The sequence below is a fragment of the Streptomyces sp. NPDC088794 genome, assembly GCF_044750545.1.
Taxonomy (GTDB): domain Bacteria; phylum Actinomycetota; class Actinomycetes; order Streptomycetales; family Streptomycetaceae; genus Streptomyces.
In genome coordinates, this window is sequence record NZ_JBIVKB010000004.1 from 151,918 (window position 1) to 168,120 (window position 16,203).

General features: G+C 70.4%; 14 protein-coding genes and 1 riboswitch. Of the genes, 9 read left to right on the top strand and 5 right to left on the bottom strand.

The window, feature by feature from the left end; all coding sequences use genetic code 11:
- Positions 1-21: 21 nt before the first annotated feature.
- Together cdgB and ACIP6U_RS13210 are read left to right on the top strand one after the other, a co-directional pair.
- On the top strand, positions 22-1,716 hold the full coding sequence (gene cdgB, locus ACIP6U_RS13205; protein ID WP_401715864.1) for a diguanylate cyclase CdgB: 1,695 nt from the start codon (positions 22-24) through the stop codon (positions 1,714-1,716).
- A 132-nt stretch (positions 1,717-1,848) separates the two neighbouring features.
- Complete coding sequence (locus ACIP6U_RS13210) at positions 1,849-2,805, top strand: carbohydrate-binding protein (protein ID WP_401715866.1); 957 nt, start codon at positions 1,849-1,851, stop codon at positions 2,803-2,805.
- Between the two features lie 16 nt (positions 2,806-2,821).
- Here the strand turns inward: ACIP6U_RS13210 and ACIP6U_RS13215 are convergent, their stop codons facing one another.
- The 3 genes from ACIP6U_RS13215 to ACIP6U_RS13225 all read right to left on the bottom strand — a co-directional run bounded on the left by ACIP6U_RS13215 (position 2,822) and on the right by ACIP6U_RS13225 (position 5,995).
- Positions 2,822-3,751, bottom strand: coding sequence for a 1-phosphofructokinase family hexose kinase (locus ACIP6U_RS13215; RefSeq protein WP_401715869.1), 930 nt, complete (start codon positions 3,749-3,751; stop codon positions 2,822-2,824).
- 88 nt (positions 3,752-3,839) lie between these two features.
- A complete protein-coding gene (nagA, locus tag ACIP6U_RS13220; protein ID WP_401715872.1) occupies positions 3,840-5,051 on the bottom strand; it encodes an N-acetylglucosamine-6-phosphate deacetylase in 1,212 nt (403 codons plus the stop codon).
- The gene (locus ACIP6U_RS13225; RefSeq protein WP_401715875.1) at positions 5,051-5,995 is read right to left on the bottom strand and encodes an ROK family protein; all 945 of its coding nucleotides are present in this window, start codon (positions 5,993-5,995) and stop codon (positions 5,051-5,053) included. The genes nagA and ACIP6U_RS13225 overlap by 1 nt, the downstream gene beginning before the upstream one ends.
- 175 nt (positions 5,996-6,170) lie before the next feature.
- Here ACIP6U_RS13225 and ACIP6U_RS13230 point away from each other — a divergent pair, with 175 nt between their 5' ends.
- The 3 genes from ACIP6U_RS13230 (at position 6,171) to otsB (ending at position 8,967) form a co-directional block, all read left to right on the top strand.
- A complete protein-coding gene (locus ACIP6U_RS13230; protein WP_401716962.1) occupies positions 6,171-7,382 on the top strand; it encodes an ABC transporter substrate-binding protein in 1,212 nt (403 codons plus the stop codon).
- 74 nt (positions 7,383-7,456) lie between these two features.
- The gene (locus ACIP6U_RS13235) at positions 7,457-7,690 is read left to right on the top strand and encodes a DUF3263 domain-containing protein (protein ID WP_401715877.1); all 234 of its coding nucleotides are present in this window, start codon (positions 7,457-7,459) and stop codon (positions 7,688-7,690) included.
- Positions 7,691-8,097: 407 nt separating this feature from the next.
- Positions 8,098-8,967, top strand: coding sequence for a trehalose-phosphatase (gene otsB, locus ACIP6U_RS13240; RefSeq protein WP_401715880.1), 870 nt, complete (start codon positions 8,098-8,100; stop codon positions 8,965-8,967).
- On the opposite strand, the gene ACIP6U_RS13245 is transcribed toward otsB, so the two are convergent.
- Entirely contained in the window at positions 8,955-10,445 is a 1,491-nt protein-coding gene (locus ACIP6U_RS13245; RefSeq protein WP_401715883.1) for a trehalose-6-phosphate synthase, read from the bottom strand. The two genes, otsB and ACIP6U_RS13245, sit on opposite strands and share 13 nt — an antisense overlap.
- Positions 10,446-10,570: 125 nt before the next feature.
- Positions 10,571-11,515, bottom strand: coding sequence for a glucosyl-3-phosphoglycerate synthase (locus tag ACIP6U_RS13250; protein WP_401715885.1), 945 nt, complete (start codon positions 11,513-11,515; stop codon positions 10,571-10,573).
- A gap of 170 nt (positions 11,516-11,685) precedes the next feature.
- Positions 11,686-11,840: riboswitch (SAM riboswitch) on the top strand.
- Between the two features lie 17 nt (positions 11,841-11,857).
- Between ACIP6U_RS13250 and thrC the strand changes: the two genes are divergently transcribed.
- From thrC to groL, 4 genes are all read left to right on the top strand, one after another.
- Positions 11,858-13,144: a threonine synthase gene (gene thrC / locus ACIP6U_RS13255; RefSeq protein WP_401715887.1), complete on the top strand. Its 1,287-nt coding sequence runs from the start codon at positions 11,858-11,860 to the stop codon at positions 13,142-13,144.
- Between the two features lie 92 nt (positions 13,145-13,236).
- The gene (locus ACIP6U_RS13260) at positions 13,237-13,512 is read left to right on the top strand and encodes a MoaD/ThiS family protein (RefSeq protein WP_401715889.1); all 276 of its coding nucleotides are present in this window, start codon (positions 13,237-13,239) and stop codon (positions 13,510-13,512) included.
- 450 nt (positions 13,513-13,962) lie between these two features.
- Entirely contained in the window at positions 13,963-14,166 is a 204-nt protein-coding gene (locus tag ACIP6U_RS13265; protein WP_004986573.1) for a cold-shock protein, read from the top strand.
- Positions 14,167-14,519: 353 nt separating this feature from the next.
- Positions 14,520-16,142: a chaperonin GroEL gene (groL, locus tag ACIP6U_RS13270; RefSeq protein WP_401715892.1), complete on the top strand. Its 1,623-nt coding sequence runs from the start codon at positions 14,520-14,522 to the stop codon at positions 16,140-16,142.
- The last annotated feature ends 61 nt before the right edge of the window (positions 16,143-16,203 follow it).

The window sequence follows — 16,203 nt, forward strand, 5'->3', positions numbered from 1 at the left end:
GGACTCGGGGGGAGGGCGATCATGGAAACCGAGTCGGAGCCCTACGTCCGCCTCGCGTCCCTGCGACAACTGCACCAGGTCATGGCGGACATGAACACCGCGCGCAGCCTGGCCGACACGCTCCAGACCGTGGCCGACGGCGTCGTCAACGGCCTCGGCTACGAGCTCGCGTGCGTCAACCTGGTCCGCCCCGACGGCGATCTCGTGGTCGCCGCCTTCGCGGGCAACCCCGCGGCCGAGGCACTGATCACCGGCCGTGTCGGCTCGCGCGACTCCTGGGAGCGCCGCCTCGGCATGGGTGAGCACTGGGGCGACCTGGTCTTCATCCCGCACACCGAGGGCTGGATCCTCGACGACGACGACGTACCGCAGTGGTACACGGACGGGCCCGCGCCCCGCTTCGAGGATGAGTGGCACCCCTCCGACCGGCTCTTCGCGCCCCTGTTCACGCCGGGCGTGAACGGCGGCGCGTGCGGCGAACTGATCGGCGTGCTCTCCGTGGACCGCCCGCGCAACGGCCGCCGGCCGGGCGCCTGGGGTCGCGAAGCGCTTCAGATGTACGCGTTCCAGGCCGCGATAGCGATCAGCAACGCGCGACTTCGCGCCAATATGCAGCGCGCCCTGGTCAGGCTCGAAAGGGAGCAGCAGGCGCTGCGCGCCAGCGAGGAGAGCTTCCGGCAGGCCTTCGAATACGCTCCCTCGGGCATGGCCATCGCCGAGATGGGCGGCGACCAGCACGGCCGAATACTGCGCACCAACGACGCCCTGTGCCGCCTCCTCGGCCGGCCCGCCTCCGCGATGCGCCGCTACGCCTTCTCCGACCTGGTCCACCCCGAGGACATCGGCACACTGCTGAGAACCTCCGCCGAGGGTGGCCGCGCCGAGCTGAGACTCGGCCGCCGCGACGGCACCTACGTCTGGGTCAGCCTGCGCAACTCGGTCGTCGCGGACGCCGCCGACGGCCCGCGCTTCCTGCTCACCCACGTCGAGGAGATAGAGGAGCGCAAGCGCCGCGAGCTTCAGCTCGCCCACCGCGCCTCCCACGACTCCCTCACCGGCCTGCCGAACTCGGCCGAGCTGCGCTCCCGCCTCTCCAGTCGTCTCTGTCAGCGCGCGACCACGCCCGGCGCCCTGGAGACCCTGGACGCGGCGGCCTACGGACACCAGGCCTACGACGCCAACGGACACGGCTTCGACTACCGGCCCGGCGGCGGCCTCGAAGTCATCGGCGGCTCCGGCGCACTGGACGGTTTCGACGGGTTCGACCACCACGTGCACACCGTCGCCCCCGAGGGCGAGGGCGAGCGGGACGACGGCAGCAAGGGGCTCGCGGTCCTCTTCTGCGACCTCGACGGCTTCAAGTCGATCAACGACCGGTTCGGGCACAACTCGGGTGACGCGGTTCTCATCGAGGTCGCCCGGCGGCTGTCCCGGGGCGTGCGCGACGGGGACACCGTCGCCCGGCTCGGCGGCGACGAGTTCGTCGTCCTCGCCGACGGCCTCGGCCGCGCGGACGCCCAGGACCTGGCGGTACGGCTGCGCAACGAGATCATCCAGCCCATCCGCGTCGACGGCCGCGCCATGCGCGTGGGCGCCAGCTTCGGCATCGGGTGGGCGCACTGCGGGATGACCGCGGACGAGGTGCTGAAGTCCGCTGACGAGCGGATGTACGTAGAGAAACGATCTCGTCCCAAACAGCACAGACGGGCCGGATGATCTCCAGGTCAGGAGCCGGGTCCGCCGGTCGATGCGATCCGAGTCACCCGTTTGGGTCATCGGGAGCGGGTAGGCTCGCCATTCTGACTCCACGTATCGCATCCGACCCGCACCGCTGAGGAGTACCTAGGGATGACGTCCGGCAACAACGGCGCCAGTACGCCCGAGGACGACGACCCGTTCGGCTACCTCTACGCCGACGGACAGGCCAAGGGAGCCCAACCGCCGTCCGGCGGTGGCTACGGCTACCCGAACTCGGTCAACCGGCAGCGTGCCGTCGGTCAGCGGCAGTACGGCGGCCAGCAGCAGGCCCCGGCCGCCGCGACCGCCCCGTACGCCCAGGTCCCGCAGCAGCCGGGCGCCTACCAGCAGCCGAACTCGCACTACGCGGCGCCGGAGACCTTCCCGGGCGGCGCGCCCACCAGCCAGCAGCAGTCCTTCCGCAGCGACGGCGGCGGCCGGGGCCGGGGGCCCAACACCAAGGGCCTGCTGATCGGCGCGATCGCGGTGGTCGCCGCGGTCGTCATCGGCATCGGCGTCGCGATGATGAACGGTGACTCGTCGGACGACAAGGCCAGCGACGATGTCAGCACTGCGCCCTCAGCGTCCGGCAGCACCGAGCCCAGCAAGTCCGCCGACAACAGTGCGGCGCCCGCGGACTTGCCGACCATCGACGCGAAGGCGCTGAACCTCGGCACCGGCGTCTCGACGGCCTCGGACGTCAAGGGCGCCGCCTCCGACGGCGGCGTCTACGTCACCGGCCTCAATCAGCCCGGCGCCTCGGTCACCTGGACGGTCAACGGCATCCCCAAGGGCGGTGTCTACACGGTCTTCGCGACCTACAGCACCGCCGACGAGGACCAGGAGATGACGCTCACCGTCAACGGCAAGACCTTCGGGTCCAAGTTCAACTTCGGCAACTTCGCGCACGCCAAGGACGGCGACTTCTCGAAGGGCTGGACGAAGACCTACGCCTGGCCGAGCCTGAACAAGGGCACGAACACGATCTCGATCTCCTGCCAGGACGGCGACAAGTGCAACGTCCTGCTGGACCAGCTGTCGCTGAAGGAAGGCCAGGTCAAGAACTGACCTGGGTCAACAGGGTCTAGGCCGCGGTGACTTCCACGGTCACCGCCACTCGCCCCAGCAACTCCTCGTACGCCCCCCGGTCGAACTCGCCCGCCACCGGCGCCAGTACGGTCGCCGCCGACAGCGCGATCGCGCGGGTCAGGCGGTCCGGCCAGGGGAGTTGGTCGACCAGGCCCGACAGCAGACCCGCGACCGCCGAGTCGCCCGCGCCGGTCGGATTGCCGTGCACCCGGGCGGGCGGGGCGGCCCGCCAGCGCCCCTCCGGAGCGACCGCCAGCAGCCCCTGCGCGCCCAGTGAGGCGACGACGGCCCGGGCGCCCCGTCTGCGGGCGTCCTGCGTGGCACGCAACGGCTCGTGGGAGCCGGTGAGTTCGGCCAGTTCCTCGGCGTTCGGCTTGACGATGTCGGGGCGGGCGGCGACCCCGCGGCGCAGCGGCTCCCCGCTGGTGTCGAGCAGTACCGGGACTCCGGCCGCCCGCGCGGACCGCACCAGCCCGGCATACGCCCCCACCGGCACCCCCGGCGGCAGACTCCCGCACAGCGCCACCGCCGAGACCCCGCCCAGCAGATCCTCGTAGGCCTCCTGGAAGGCGGACCACTCGGCCGAAGTGACCGTCGGGCCGGGCTCGTTGAGCTGGGTCGTGTCGCCGGTCCCCTGGTCCACCACGGCGATCGTGCGCCGGGTCGCCCCGGTCACCGGCACGAGCGCGTCCACGACCCCCGCGGTGGCGGTCAGTTGCTCCTGCACGACCCGTCCGGTCGCGCCGCCCGTGAAGCCGGTGACCGTCACCTCGTGGCCGAGGGCCGCGAGCACGCGGGCCACGTTCAGGCCCTTGCCGCCCGGCCGTTCGGTCACCTCGGTGACCCGGTGGGAGGCGTGCGGGCGCAGACCCGGTAGGCGGTAGGTGATGTCGAGAGCGGTGTTCAGCGTGACCGTGAGGATCACCTGGGCCGACCTCCCCCCGAGAAGGCGCACATTGAACGGCGGCCGCCCCAGTGTTCCAGGACGGCCGCCGCCTCAACAGCGGGACAGATCAGCCCAGTTGGGGATCGACCACCCATTCGCCGCGCCGCATGACGCCCTTGAGGTCGAAATGACGGTCGAGAAGGACCAGGTCGGCGTACTTGCCGGGCTCCAGGGAGCCGATCTCGCCGTAAGACCCAAGGAGCCGGGCCGGGTTGGCGGACAGAGCGGCGACCGTGTCCTCGACGGACAGCCGGTCGATCGTCACCGACCGCTTGAACGCGCGGTCCAGCGTGAGCGTCGACCCCGCGATCGAACCACCCTCCACCAGCCGTGCCACACCCTCGCTGACCTCGACCGCCAACGGGCCGAGCATGTAACGGCCGTCACCGAAGCCCGCCGCGTCCATCGCGTCCGTGATGAACGCCACCCGGCCCGCGCCCGCGTGATGGAACGCCAACTCGAGGGAGGCGGGGTGCAGATGCGTGCCGTCGTTGATCAACTCGACGGTGATACGGGGGTCTTCGAGGAGCGCGACGATCGGACCCGGGTCGCGGTGCCCGAGCGGCGGCATCGCGTTGAACAGGTGCGTGGCCACGGTCGCGCCCGCGTCGATCGCCTCCACCGTCTGCTCGTACGTCGCGTCCGTGTGGCCGATCGCCGCGATGACGCCGTGCTCGGCCAGCAGGCGTACGGAGTCGAGGCCGCCGGGCAGTTCGGTGGCGAGCGTGACCATCTTCGCCCGGCCGCGCGCCGCGTCGATCAGCTTGCGCACGTCCGCCGGGTCCGGGTCGCGCAGGAGCTCCTCGGAGTGGGCGCCCTTGCGGCACGGGGAGATGAACGGGCCCTCGAAGTGGATCCCGGCGAGGTCGCCCTGCTCGGCCAACTCCGAGAGGATTCCGGCGCGTTGGGCGAGGAAGTCCATGTCGCCGGTGACGGTGGAGGCGACCAGGGTCGTCGTGCCGTGCAGGCGGTGGGTGTGGATGCCCTTGAGGACGTCGTCGACTGTGCCGGAGGTGAAGGAGGCTCCGCCGCCGCCGTGGTTGTGGATGTCGACGAAGCCGGGTACCAGCCAGTGGTCGGTGACGTCGATGACCTGGGCGTTCTCTGGGGCGGCTCCGGCGATTCGAGGGCCGTCGACGATCACTCGGCCGGCCTTGACCGTTCCGGTGGGGAGGACCACGTCGGCACCGGACAGGATCTGCGGCGCATTGCCGGACGCGGGCCTCGCGTCGAGGGTGGCTGGTCGCGCAGTTCCCCGCGCCCCTGGGACGATGTCCATCAGGCGGTTTCCTCCGTACGGTCGGATGAGTCCAGGAGATCCCAGGCCAGCAGGCCCGCACCCAGGCATCCCGCTGTGTCGCCGAGGGCCGCCGGGACGATGGACGGCAGTTTCTGGAAGGTGACCCGTTGCCGGACGGCGTCCCGCAGCGGTGTGAACAACGTTTCCCCCGCCTCCGCCAACCCGCCACCGATGATCAGCGTGCGCGGGTCCAGCAGGGTGAGGGCGGTGACCAGGCCGTCGGCGAGGGCGTCGATGGCGTCCTGCCAGACCCGTACCGCGTTCGGGTCCCCGGACTCGACGGCCTTCGCGCAGTCCGCCGCGTCCGCCTCCCCGTCCCCCGTGACCGCCGCCCACGCCTCGCTGACGGCCGCCGCGGAGGCGTACCGCTCCAGGCAGCCGATCTGGCCGCAGGGGCAGGGGGTGCCGCCGGGGCGTACGACGATGTGGCCGATCTCGCCGGCGAAGCCGTGCGCGCCCGCCTCGACCCGGCCCGCGATGCCGATGGCGCCCGCGATGCCGGTGCCGAGGGGGACGAAGAGGAAGCGGTCGGCGCCCTGGCCCGCGCCGATCCGGCCCTCGGCGAGCCCGCCGGTGCGCACGTCGTGCCCGAGGGCGACCGGGACCCCGCCGAGCCGTGCGGCCAGCAGGTCGCGCAGGGGTACGTCCCGCCAGCCGAGGTTGGCGGAGTAGGCGGCGATGCCGGCCGGCTCGTCGACTATGCCGGGGACGGCGAGACCGGCCGCGGCGGCGGGCTCGCCCAGGTGCTCGGCGCCGTACGCGCGCAGGTCGGCGGCGAAATCGAGGATGCCCTCGACGACGGCGTCGGGACCGCGCTCGCGTCCGGTCGCCCGGCGGGCCTGGTGGAGCAGTGCGCCGTCCGCGCCGACCAGGGCGGCCTTCATCCCGGTGCCGCCCACGTCGAGGGCGATGACATGTCTCACAGGGGACAGTGTGACGCCCCGACCCATGAGAGGTCTAGTCCACTTACGTGGTGTAGACCTATTGGGTCCTTTTATTGAACGGCGAGACAGCAGGGTGGGAGCAACAGCGGTGCAGCGGCGGCAAGAGCGCCAGGGGCGCAGGACAGGAACGATCGCGGTGGGTTCCGCGCTGGGCATGACGGCGGTACTCGCCGGCTGTGGCCTCACGGGAGACTCCGGGGACGTCACCCTGAGACTGGTCGCCGCGGAGTACGGCGACTCGGCCGCCAACAGCTCGAAGAAGTACTGGGGCCGGCTGGTCGAGGAGTACGAGCGCACGCATTCCGATGTGAAGGTCGAGGTCAGCGTCTACTCCTGGAACGACGTCGACCGCAAGGTCAAGGAACAGGTCGACGCCGGCAAGGCCCCCGACATGGCCCAGATCGGCGCGTACGCCGACTACGCGGACGCCGGTCTGCTCTATCAGGCCGACGATCTGCTCTCCATCCGCACCCAGGCCGATTTCGCCGCGCAGTTCTCCACGGCCGGCCAGGTCAAGGACGTGCAGTACGGCATGCCGTTCGCCGCCTCCACGCGGCTGCTCTTCTACAACAAGACCCTCTTCAAGGAGGCCGGCCTCACCGCGCCGAAGACCTGGGCCCAGCTCGCCGCCGACGCGGCGGCCCTCAAGGAGCGGGGCGTGACCTACCCGTACGCCCTGCCGCTGGGGCCCGAGGAGGCGCAGGCCGAGACCATGCAGTGGGTGCTCAGCGGCGGGGGCGGCTACACCGACAGCTTCGGGACCTACGCCCTCGACTCCGCCGAGAACGTCGACACCTTCACCTGGCTCAAGGACGACCTGGTCGACAAGGGCCTGACCGGTCCCGTCGCGCCCGGCGAGCTCAACCGCGCCGCCGCGTTCGCCGCCTTCGCGTCCGGTGACGTCGGCATGCTCAACGGACACCCCTCGCTGATGAAGATCGCCGAGAAGAAGGGCGTGAAGTTCGGCATGGTGCCGATGCCCGGGGTGAACGGGCCGACCAAGTACTCCATGGGCGTCGCCGACTGGATGACGGCCTTCAAGCAGGGCGGCCACGCCGAACAGGTCGGCGACTTCCTCGACTTCGTCTACAGCGAGAAGAACGTGCTGGCCTTCTCCCGCGAGTACGACCTGCTGCCGGTCACCAACTCCGCCTCTCAGGTGATGACCACGGCCGACCAGGACACCGACCTCAAGCCGTTCCTCCAGGAGCTGCCCCAGTCCGAGTTGTACCCGGTCGGCAAGACCTCCTGGGCCACGGTCAGCGCGGCCGTCAAGGAGGGCATAGGCAAGGCGGTCGCTCCCGGCGCCCGCCCGTCGACGGTCCTGGGCCGGCTGGAGTCGACGGCGGTGAAGGAGGACCGGTGACGGGAGGCGGTCGGCAACAGCCGGTGACTTCGGGGAGGCCCGCGTTGTCAGTGGCGAGGCCTACCGTTGAGGTCATGGAGCACGAGCAACTGGGGGAGCGTGAGCGGGCCGTCCTCGCCCTGGAGCGCCGGGGGTTCACCGGCCCCGGCGCCAAGGAGCGGGCGATACGGGAGGAGCTGGGCCTGGCCCCGGTCCGCTACTACCAGCTGCTCAACGCCCTCCTGGACGACGAACGGGCCCTCGCCCACGACCCGGTCACGGTGAACAGACTGAGACGGATCAGGGACCGACGCCGGTCGGACCGCTGAACGGACGCGGGGCTCACCTGGACAGGGCGCGGGATCTGCCCGGAGTGGGTGCCGGGCCCTGCCGGGACTGGGCGCGGCACCTGCGGGGAGTGGGTGCTGAACCTGGCGAGACAGGGTGCGAAGCCCGCCGAGATGGGGTGTGGAATCCGGCCGGAGTGGGCGCCGGGCCCTGCCGGGACTGGGCGCGGGATCTGCCCGGAGTGGGTGCTGAACCTGCCGGGACACGGCGCGAAGCCAGCCGAGACAGGGTGCGGAATCCGGCCGGAGTGGGCGCCGGGCCCCGCCAGGACAAGGCGCGGCTCCTGCCGGGACAAGGCACGGTGCCCCGCCGGGACAGGGCGCGGTGCTCGGCCGCGCGCTCCCCTGAGCCATGGGTGCGTCCGGCCCCGCCCGGTTAGGGTCACCGTATGGGCATCCCTGCGGACACGGACTCGACGCACTCCATGGAACCCCTGCCGACCCCGGCCACGCAGGCCGGTCGTCACGGGCTCGCCGCGATCCTGCGGCGGCCGGCCGGGACGGTCGTCGGCCTCGACTTCGACGGCACCCTCGCCCCGATCGTGCCGGACCCCGAACAGGCCCGCGCCCACCCCGACGCGCCGGCCGCGCTGGCCGCGCTCGCGCCGAAGGTCGCCTCCGTCGCCGTGATCACCGGCCGCCCGGCCGGCGTCGCGGTCCGGCACGGCGGCTTCGCGGGCGTGCCGGGACTCGAGCACCTGGTCGTCCTCGGCCACTACGGCGCCGAGCGCTGGGACGCGGCCACCGGCGAGGTCACCGCGCCCGCCGCGCACCCCGGCGTGGCCGCCGTCCGCGCCGAACTGCCCGGGTTCCTCGACCGCATCGGCGCCTGGCAGGGCACCTGGATCGAGGAGAAGGGCCGCGCGGTCGCCGTCCACACCCGCCGCGCCGCCGACCCCCAGGCCGCCTTCGAGGCCCTCCGCGAACCCCTCACCGACCTCGCCACCCGCCACGGCCTGGTCGTCGAACCGGGCCGCCTGGTCCTGGAGTTGCGCCCCCCGGGCATGGACAAGGGCGTCGCCCTCCTCGACCACGTCCGCCGACTCTCCGCCGAGGCCGTCCTCTTCGCCGGCGACGACCTCGGCGACCTCCCCGCCTTCGCGGCCGTCGACAAACTCCGCTCCGACGGCGTCCCCGGCCTCCTGGTGTGCAGCGGCAGCGACGAGGTGACGGAACTGCGGGAGCGCGCGGACCTGGTGGTGGACGGCCCCGAGGGGGTCGTACGACTGCTGCGGGCGCTGGCGGCTCAGCTCGCCTGATCCCGCAGCGCCTCCAACTGCTCCAGGAACCACTGCGCCGGCGGCAACGCCGTCGCCGCCGCGGCCAGCCTCTTCGTCCGTTCCGCGCGCTCCTCCACCGGCATCGACAACGCCTCGTGCAGCGCTCGCGCCGTCCCGATCACGTCGTACGGGTTCACCACGATCGCGTCCTTGCCCAGCTCCTGGAACGCCCCCGCCTCCCGGGACAGCACCAGCGCGCACCCCTCGTCCGAGACGACGGGCACCTCCTTGGCGACGAGGTTCATGCCGTCCCGGATCGGGTTGACGAGGGCCACGTCGGCGAGCCGGTACGCGGCCAGGGAGCGGGCGAAGTCGTCCTTCACATGGAGGACGACCGGGGTCCAACCGGGCTTCCCGTAAAGGGAGTTGATCTCGTCCGCGACCCGCTGCACCTCGGCGGTGTAGTCCCGGTACACGGCGAGGTCCTGCCGCGAGGGGTAGGCGAAGGCCACGTGCACGACCCGCTCGCGCCACTCGGGGCGGTCGTCGAGCAGCTGCCGGTACGCCAGCAGCCCGCGCACGATGTTCTTCGACAGCTCGGTCCGGTCCACGCGGACGATCGTCCTGCGCCCCGCGCCGATCTCCTCGCGCAGGGCCGCCATCCGCTCCTCGACGTCCGCCTCGTGCGAGCGGGCGTGCAGGAACTCGGCGTCCGCACCGAGGCCGTGGACACCGATCAGCGTCCGGCGGGTGATCCGCTCCTGGTGGGTGGTCCCGTCCTGCTGAAGGTGCTCGATGGCCCTCGGCGCGCCCGACGGCCACGTGGAGAGCCAGCGGTCGGTGTCGACCGCGCCCGCGCAGTTCTGGAACGCCGTCGCCCAGCGCCAGGTCAGGAATCCCACCCGGTCCGCCCCGAGCATGCCCTCCATCAGCCGCGCCTGGATGTCGTCGGGCAGCATCTGGAAGTAGTCCACCGGCGCCCACGGCGTGTGCGAGAAGTGCCCGATCCGCAGGTCGGGGCGGAGTTCGCGGAGCATTCCCGGCACCAGACACAGGTGGTAGTCCTGCACCAGCACCGCCGCACCCTCGGCCGCCTCCTGGGCCAGCGCCTCGGCGAAGGCGCGGTTGTACGTCTCGTACGACGCCCACTGGCGCCGGAACTCCGCGTCGAAGACCGGCTCCAGCGGCGTCTGGTACAGCATGTGGTGCACGAACCACAGCACCGAGTTGGCGATGCCGTTGTACGCGTCCGCGTGCACGTCGGCCGGGATGTCCAGCATCCGCACGCCGTCCTCGCCGACCCCGCGCCGCACGGCCTCGCGGTCGCCGTCGGACAGCGCCGAGCACACCCACAGCGCGCCCGCGTCCGGCCCGATCGCCGACAGCCCGGAGACCAGCCCGCCGCCACCGCGCCGGGCGGCCAGCGAGCCGTCGTCCCGGACGTCGTAGGAGACCGGGCCGCGGTTGGACGCGACCAATACCTGGGCAGCGCCCTGCGTGGAAGCCGTGGAAGCCATACGCCACAACCTAGCCCGGCCGGGAAACGCTCAAACGTGTGAGCGCACCCGCGAGCAGGCCGTATACGGCGGGTGACCTGCTGTCGTCAGGCGACTCCCGCTGTCCTCGGGCGACCCCGCCGACGTCAGGCGACCTTCCGCTGCGCGTACTCCGCGATCTCCACCATCGGCGGCCGCTCCTCCGTGTCCACGGAGTAGGTGCGCGGCTCGAAACCGTCCGCGCCCCGCTCGAACTGGGTCAGCGAGGGGCGGATCAGGTGCCCGCGGGCCAGCCGGAGCTGCGCGGTGCGGTAGATCGCGGCGGACATCCGGCCCAGCGCCTGCCCGTCCTGGTGCCGGTGCTTGCGCACCCCGACGTCCACCTGGGCGAGCGCGTCCAGGCCCACCAGATGCAGGGCGTCGACCAGCATGCCCAGCTCGACGCCGTACCCGACCGGGAACGGCAGCTGTTCCAGCAGACTGCGGCGGGCCGCGTACTCGCCGCCCAGCGGCTGCACGAAGCCGGCCAGCTGCGGCCAGTGCATGTTCAGCAGCGGGCGGGCCATGAGTTCGGTGACGCGTCCGCCCTGGCCCGCGGCACCGCCGAGCGGGCGGTCGTACATCGCCTTGACGAGGTCGACGCCGGGGTCGGTGAGCAGCGGGCCGACGATGCCGGAGACGAAGTCCGAGGAGAACTCCTTCAGGTCGGCGTCGATGAAACAGACGATGTCCCCGGTGGTGACCAGGAGCGAGCGCCACAGCACCTCGCCCTTGCCGGGCACGGGCGGGATGTGCGGCAGGATGTCGTCGCGGTGGACGACCCGCGCGCCGGCCGCCGCGGCGACCTCGGACGTGCGGTCGGTGGATCCCGAGTCGACGACGACGATCTCGTCGACGAGCGGGACCTGCTGCATGAGGTCGTGACGGATGACGGCGACGATGTCGCCGACGGTCTCCTCCTCGTTGAGCGCGGGCAGCACGACACTGACCGACTGGCCCGTGCGGTGCTTCGCGGCCAGAATCTTGTGGAGCGGGCGATCGGTCACGGACCAGGAGCGGGTGCTCAGCCAACGCTCGACTTCGTTCAGCACAGTGCGCGGCTCCTCTGCGATCTCTCGGCGAGTGGATCTTGTGTGATCCATCTCGCGGTTCGGACGGCTAGCTCAACTGTCCTGGCCTTCGGTTACAGTCTTGAACAACGCTGATGACCATCGCATGTCGAGGGTCGGAGGCGCCCACAACCGCTCATACAACTGCATACCGCTCATCCAGAGGGGCAGAGGGATACGGCCCGATGAAGCCCCGGCAACCCTCCAGCCGGTCTCGTAGATCAATGTTGATCATTACGCGAGGCTCCCGGCTAGGGAAGGTGCCAAATCCGTCTCGTGGCGAGATGCGTCGCGAGGAAGATGAGGAGAAAGGGCCTCGCCTCCATGGCTGTGCAGACTGTTGCAAGCACCACCGACTCCACCGTAGACCTCGGCCCGGCCGCGGCGCTTTCGTGCCGCGAGTGTGGCCACCGGGTACCGCTCGGACCGGTCTTCGCGTGCGAGGAGTGTTTCGGCCCGCTCGAGATCGCGTACGACTTCTCGGCCTACGAAACCGAGGAGCTCCGCAAGCGGATCGAAGCGGGTCCCGCGAACATCTGGCGTTACGCGCCGCTGCTGCCGGTCCCCGCGGACGTGGCGACCAAGCCGAACATCAACCCCGGCTGGACCAAGCTCGTCCAGGCCGACAACCTCGCGCGCGAGTTGGGTGTCGACGCCGGCAAGCTCTTCGTGAAGGACGACTCCGGCAACCCGACGCACTCCTTCAAGGACCGGGTCGTCGCCCAGGCCATCGAGGCCGCGCGCGCGTTCAACTTCACCACCCTCTCCTGCTCCTCCACCGGCAACCTCGCGGGCGCGGTCGGCGCCGCCGCCGCGCGCGCCGGTTTCCGCTCGTGCGTGTTCATCCCGCACGACCTGGAGCAGGGCAAGGTCGTCATGGCCGCGATCTACGGCGGCGAGCTCGTCGGTATCGAGGGCAACTACGACGACGTGAACCGTTTCTGCTCCGAGCTGATCGGCGACCCGGCCGGCGAGGGCTGGGGCTTCGTCAACGTCAACCTGCGGCCGTACTACGCGGAGGGCTCCAAGACCCTGGCGTACGAGATCTGCGAGCAGCTCGGCTGGCAGCTGCCCGATCAGCTGGTCGTGCCGATCGCCTCCGGCTCGCAGCTCACGAAGATCGACAAGGGGCTCCAGGAGCTGATCAAGCTCGGGCTCGTCGAGGACAAGCCGTACAAGATCTTCGGCGCCCAGGCCGAGGGGTGCTCGCCGGTGTCCGTCGCCTACAAGGCCGGTCACGACGTGGTCCGCCCCCAGAAGCCGAACACCATCGCCAAGTCGCTGGCCATCGGCAACCCGGCGGACGGTCCGTACGTGCTCGACATCGCGCGCCGGACGGGCGGTGCGGTGGAGGACGTGAACGACGAGCAGGTGGTCGACGCGATCAAGTTGTTGGCGCGGACCGAGGGCATCTTCGCGGAGACCGCCGGTGGCGTGACCGTCGGCGTCGCGAAGAAGCTGATCGAGAACGGTCTCCTGGACCCGACGAAGACCACGGTGGTCTTGAACACCGGTGATGGTCTGAAGACGTTGGACGCGGTGGCCGGTACGGGCTTGACCGCGACGATTCGGCCCAGCCTCGATTCGTTCCGTGAGGCAGGGCTGGCGTAAGTAGGTAGTTGTTCGTCTGCGGACCGCGGGGGCTGGTCGCGCAGTTCCCCGCGCCCCTTACGGGGCGCTGTCCCTGACCGGAGGTCATCAGCATGAGCGTTTCCGTCCGTATCCCGACCATCCTGCGGCCCTACACCGGCGGCGCGGCCGAGGTCGCGGCCGAAGGGGCCACCCTCGGCGAGGTCATCGCCGATCTGGAGAAGAACCACGCCGGTATCGCCGCGCGCGTGCTGGACGACCAGGGCAAGCTGCGGCGGTTCGTCAATGTGTACGTGAACGACGACGACGTGCGGTTCGAGCAGGGGCTCGAGACGGTCACCCCGGACGGGGCCGGTGTCTCGATCATCCCCGCCGTCGCCGGTGGCTGAACGTGGTTGATCGCGGCCGATAATTACCTTCGGTAACAGCGATTACGAAGAGTTCATCCGATTGCCCCCTCCGTGAGAGAAGCGGAGGGGGCAATTCAGTGGGGTTGAGCGAGGTACAGTTGGGGAACGCGCCGCCGATCCACGGGTCGGCCTCCCCGGAAACCTGCTGCACGGGCGACAAGAAGTAGCCAAAGTAAGCAGGTTTTTTGTGTGTTTTGCGCCTTTTATGGGGCCCGACTTGCCCTGAATTCTAATGAATTCTCGCCAGATTCCCGACCGGTCGTGCCCGGAATTCTCGTCGGATTGACCTGTTGCAGACGGCAGTTGGACGGATACATTCGGCCGCGGTCGACGCGTTCCGGCGCACGCCCCCAATCCGTGGGGGGTGAGGTCTGACCCGGATCCGCGAAGTGTGGATCTGTGCAAGGGCCAGTAATAGGGGAGTTAGGCATGGCTCAGGGCACCGTCAAGTGGTTCAACGCGGAGAAGGGGTACGGCTTCATCGCGGTCGACGGTGGTGCGGACGTCTTCGTCCATTACAGCGCCATTCAGATGGACGGCTACCGCACCCTGGAAGAGGGCCAGCGGGTCGAGTTCGAGATCTCGCAGGGTCAGAAGGGCCCGCAGGCCGACATGGTTCGCGTCACCGCCTGAACATTTCACATGGCGAGGGGTCCGCATCCGGCAGGGTGCGGGCCCCTCGCCGTGTCTGCGCGTGCCCTCGACGGTGCCCCGGCCGCCTGCCCGATCCCGAGAGCCGCTTGCGCCCGCCCGGCGCCCGACCACCACCCCTCAACGAGCCCGCTTCGCGGGCGCACCTTGCACTCTACGGGGGCGAGTGCTAATCATTGGCGTTAGCACTCTGAAGGTGAGAGTGACAAGAAGGACCGGGTCGGTGAGGCCCGCAGGCCAGGTGGGGCAAGGAACCACGGGGCATGCGAGCCGTCCGTCGCGGGCGCGGGCGCGGTCCGAAGGAATCACCCCCAGTCCTGGAGGGACCACTTCACATGGCCAAGATCATCGCGTTCGACGAGGAGGCGCGGCGCGGCCTCGAGCGCGGCATGAACCAGCTCGCGGACGCCGTGAAGGTGACGCTCGGCCCCAAGGGCCGCAACGTCGTCCTCGAGAAGAAGTGGGGCGCCCCCACGATCACCAACGATGGTGTCTCCATCGCCAAGGAGATCGAGCTCGAGGACCCGTACGAGAAGATCGGCGCCGAGCTGGTCAAGGAAGTCGCCAAGAAGACGGACGACGTCGCCGGTGACGGTACGACCACCGCGACCGTGCTCGCCCAGGCCCTCGTCAAGGAGGGTCTGCGCAACGTAGCCGCCGGCGCCAACCCGATGGCCCTCAAGCGCGGTATCGAGAAGGCCGTCGAGGCCGTCTCCGGTGCCCTGCTCGAGCAGGCCAAGGATGTCGAGACCAAGGAGCAGATCGCCTCCACGGCCTCCATCTCCGCCGCCGACACCCAGATCGGCGAGCTCATCGCCGAGGCGATGGACAAGGTCGGCAAGGAAGGCGTCATCACCGTCGAGGAGTCCCAGACCTTCGGTCTGGAGCTGGAGCTCACCGAGGGTATGCGCTTCGACAAGGGCTACATCTCGGCGTACTTCGCCACCGACATGGAGCGGATGGAGGCGTCGCTCGACGACCCCTACATCCTGATCGCCAACTCCAAGATCGGCTCCGTCAAGGACCTGCTCCCGCTCCTGGAGAAGGTCATGCAGTCGGGCAAGCCGCTGCTGATCATCGCCGAGGACGTCGAGGGCGAGGCCCTGTCGACCCTGGTCGTCAACAAGATCCGTGGCACCTTCAAGTCCGTCGCCGTCAAGGCCCCGGGCTTCGGTGACCGTCGCAAGGCCATGCTCGGCGACATCGCCATCCTCACGGGCGGCGAGGTCATCTCCGAGGAGGTCGGCCTCAAGCTGGAGAACGCGTCCCTGGACCTCCTGGGCCGCGCCCGCAAGGTCGTCATCACCAAGGACGAGACCACCATCGTCGACGGCGCCGGGTCCTCGGACCAGGTCGGCGGCCGGGTCAACCAGATCCGCGCCGAGATCGAGAACAGCGACTCGGACTACGACCGCGAGAAGCTCCAGGAGCGCCTGGCGAAGCTCGCCGGTGGCGTCGCCGTCATCAAGGCCGGTGCCGCGACCGAGGTGGAGCTCAAGGAGCGCAAGCACCGCATCGAGGACGCCGTGCGCAACGCCAAGGCGGCCGTCGAGGAGGGCATCGTCGCCGGTGGTGGCGTGGCCCTGCTGCAGGCCTCCGCGGTGTTCGAGAAGCTGGAGCTGACGGGTGACGAGGCGACCGGCGCCAACGCCGTGAAGCTCGCCCTGGAGGCCCCGCTCAAGCAGATCGCCGTCAACGGTGGTCTCGAGGGCGGCGTCGTGGTCGAGAAGGTCCGCAACCTGACCGTGGGTTGGGGTCTGAACGCGGCCACCGGCGAGTACGTCGACATGATCGCCGAGGGCATCATCGACCCGGCGAAGGTCACGCGTTCCGCTCTGCAGAACGCCGCGTCCATCGCCGCGCTGTTCCTCACCACCGAGGCCGTCATCGCCGACAAGCCGGAGAAGGCCGCCGCGCCGGCCGGCGGCGGCATGCCGGGCGGTGACATGGACTTCTGATCGACCGGTTCCGGTTGATCAACGTCCTTACGGAGGGCGGCACTTCCTGTTCCGACAGGGG

Coding starts and splice junctions, on each gene's coding strand:
- cdgB (WP_401715864.1), top strand. CDS start 22: ATGGAAACCGAGTCGGAGCCCTACGTCCGCCTCGCGTCCCTGCGACAA.
- ACIP6U_RS13210 (WP_401715866.1), top strand. CDS start 1,849: ATGACGTCCGGCAACAACGGCGCCAGTACGCCCGAGGACGACGACCCG.
- nagA (WP_401715872.1), bottom strand. CDS start 5,051: ATGGACATCGTCCCAGGGGCGCGGGGAACTGCGCGACCAGCCACCCTC.
- ACIP6U_RS13230 (WP_401716962.1), top strand. CDS start 6,171: ATGACGGCGGTACTCGCCGGCTGTGGCCTCACGGGAGACTCCGGGGAC.
- ACIP6U_RS13235 (WP_401715877.1), top strand. CDS start 7,457: ATGGAGCACGAGCAACTGGGGGAGCGTGAGCGGGCCGTCCTCGCCCTG.
- otsB (WP_401715880.1), top strand. CDS start 8,098: ATGGGCATCCCTGCGGACACGGACTCGACGCACTCCATGGAACCCCTG.
- ACIP6U_RS13245 (WP_401715883.1), bottom strand. CDS start 10,445: ATGGCTTCCACGGCTTCCACGCAGGGCGCTGCCCAGGTATTGGTCGCG.
- thrC (WP_401715887.1), top strand. CDS start 11,858: ATGGCTGTGCAGACTGTTGCAAGCACCACCGACTCCACCGTAGACCTC.
- ACIP6U_RS13260 (WP_401715889.1), top strand. CDS start 13,237: ATGAGCGTTTCCGTCCGTATCCCGACCATCCTGCGGCCCTACACCGGC.
- ACIP6U_RS13265 (WP_004986573.1), top strand. CDS start 13,963: ATGGCTCAGGGCACCGTCAAGTGGTTCAACGCGGAGAAGGGGTACGGC.
- groL (WP_401715892.1), top strand. CDS start 14,520: ATGGCCAAGATCATCGCGTTCGACGAGGAGGCGCGGCGCGGCCTCGAG.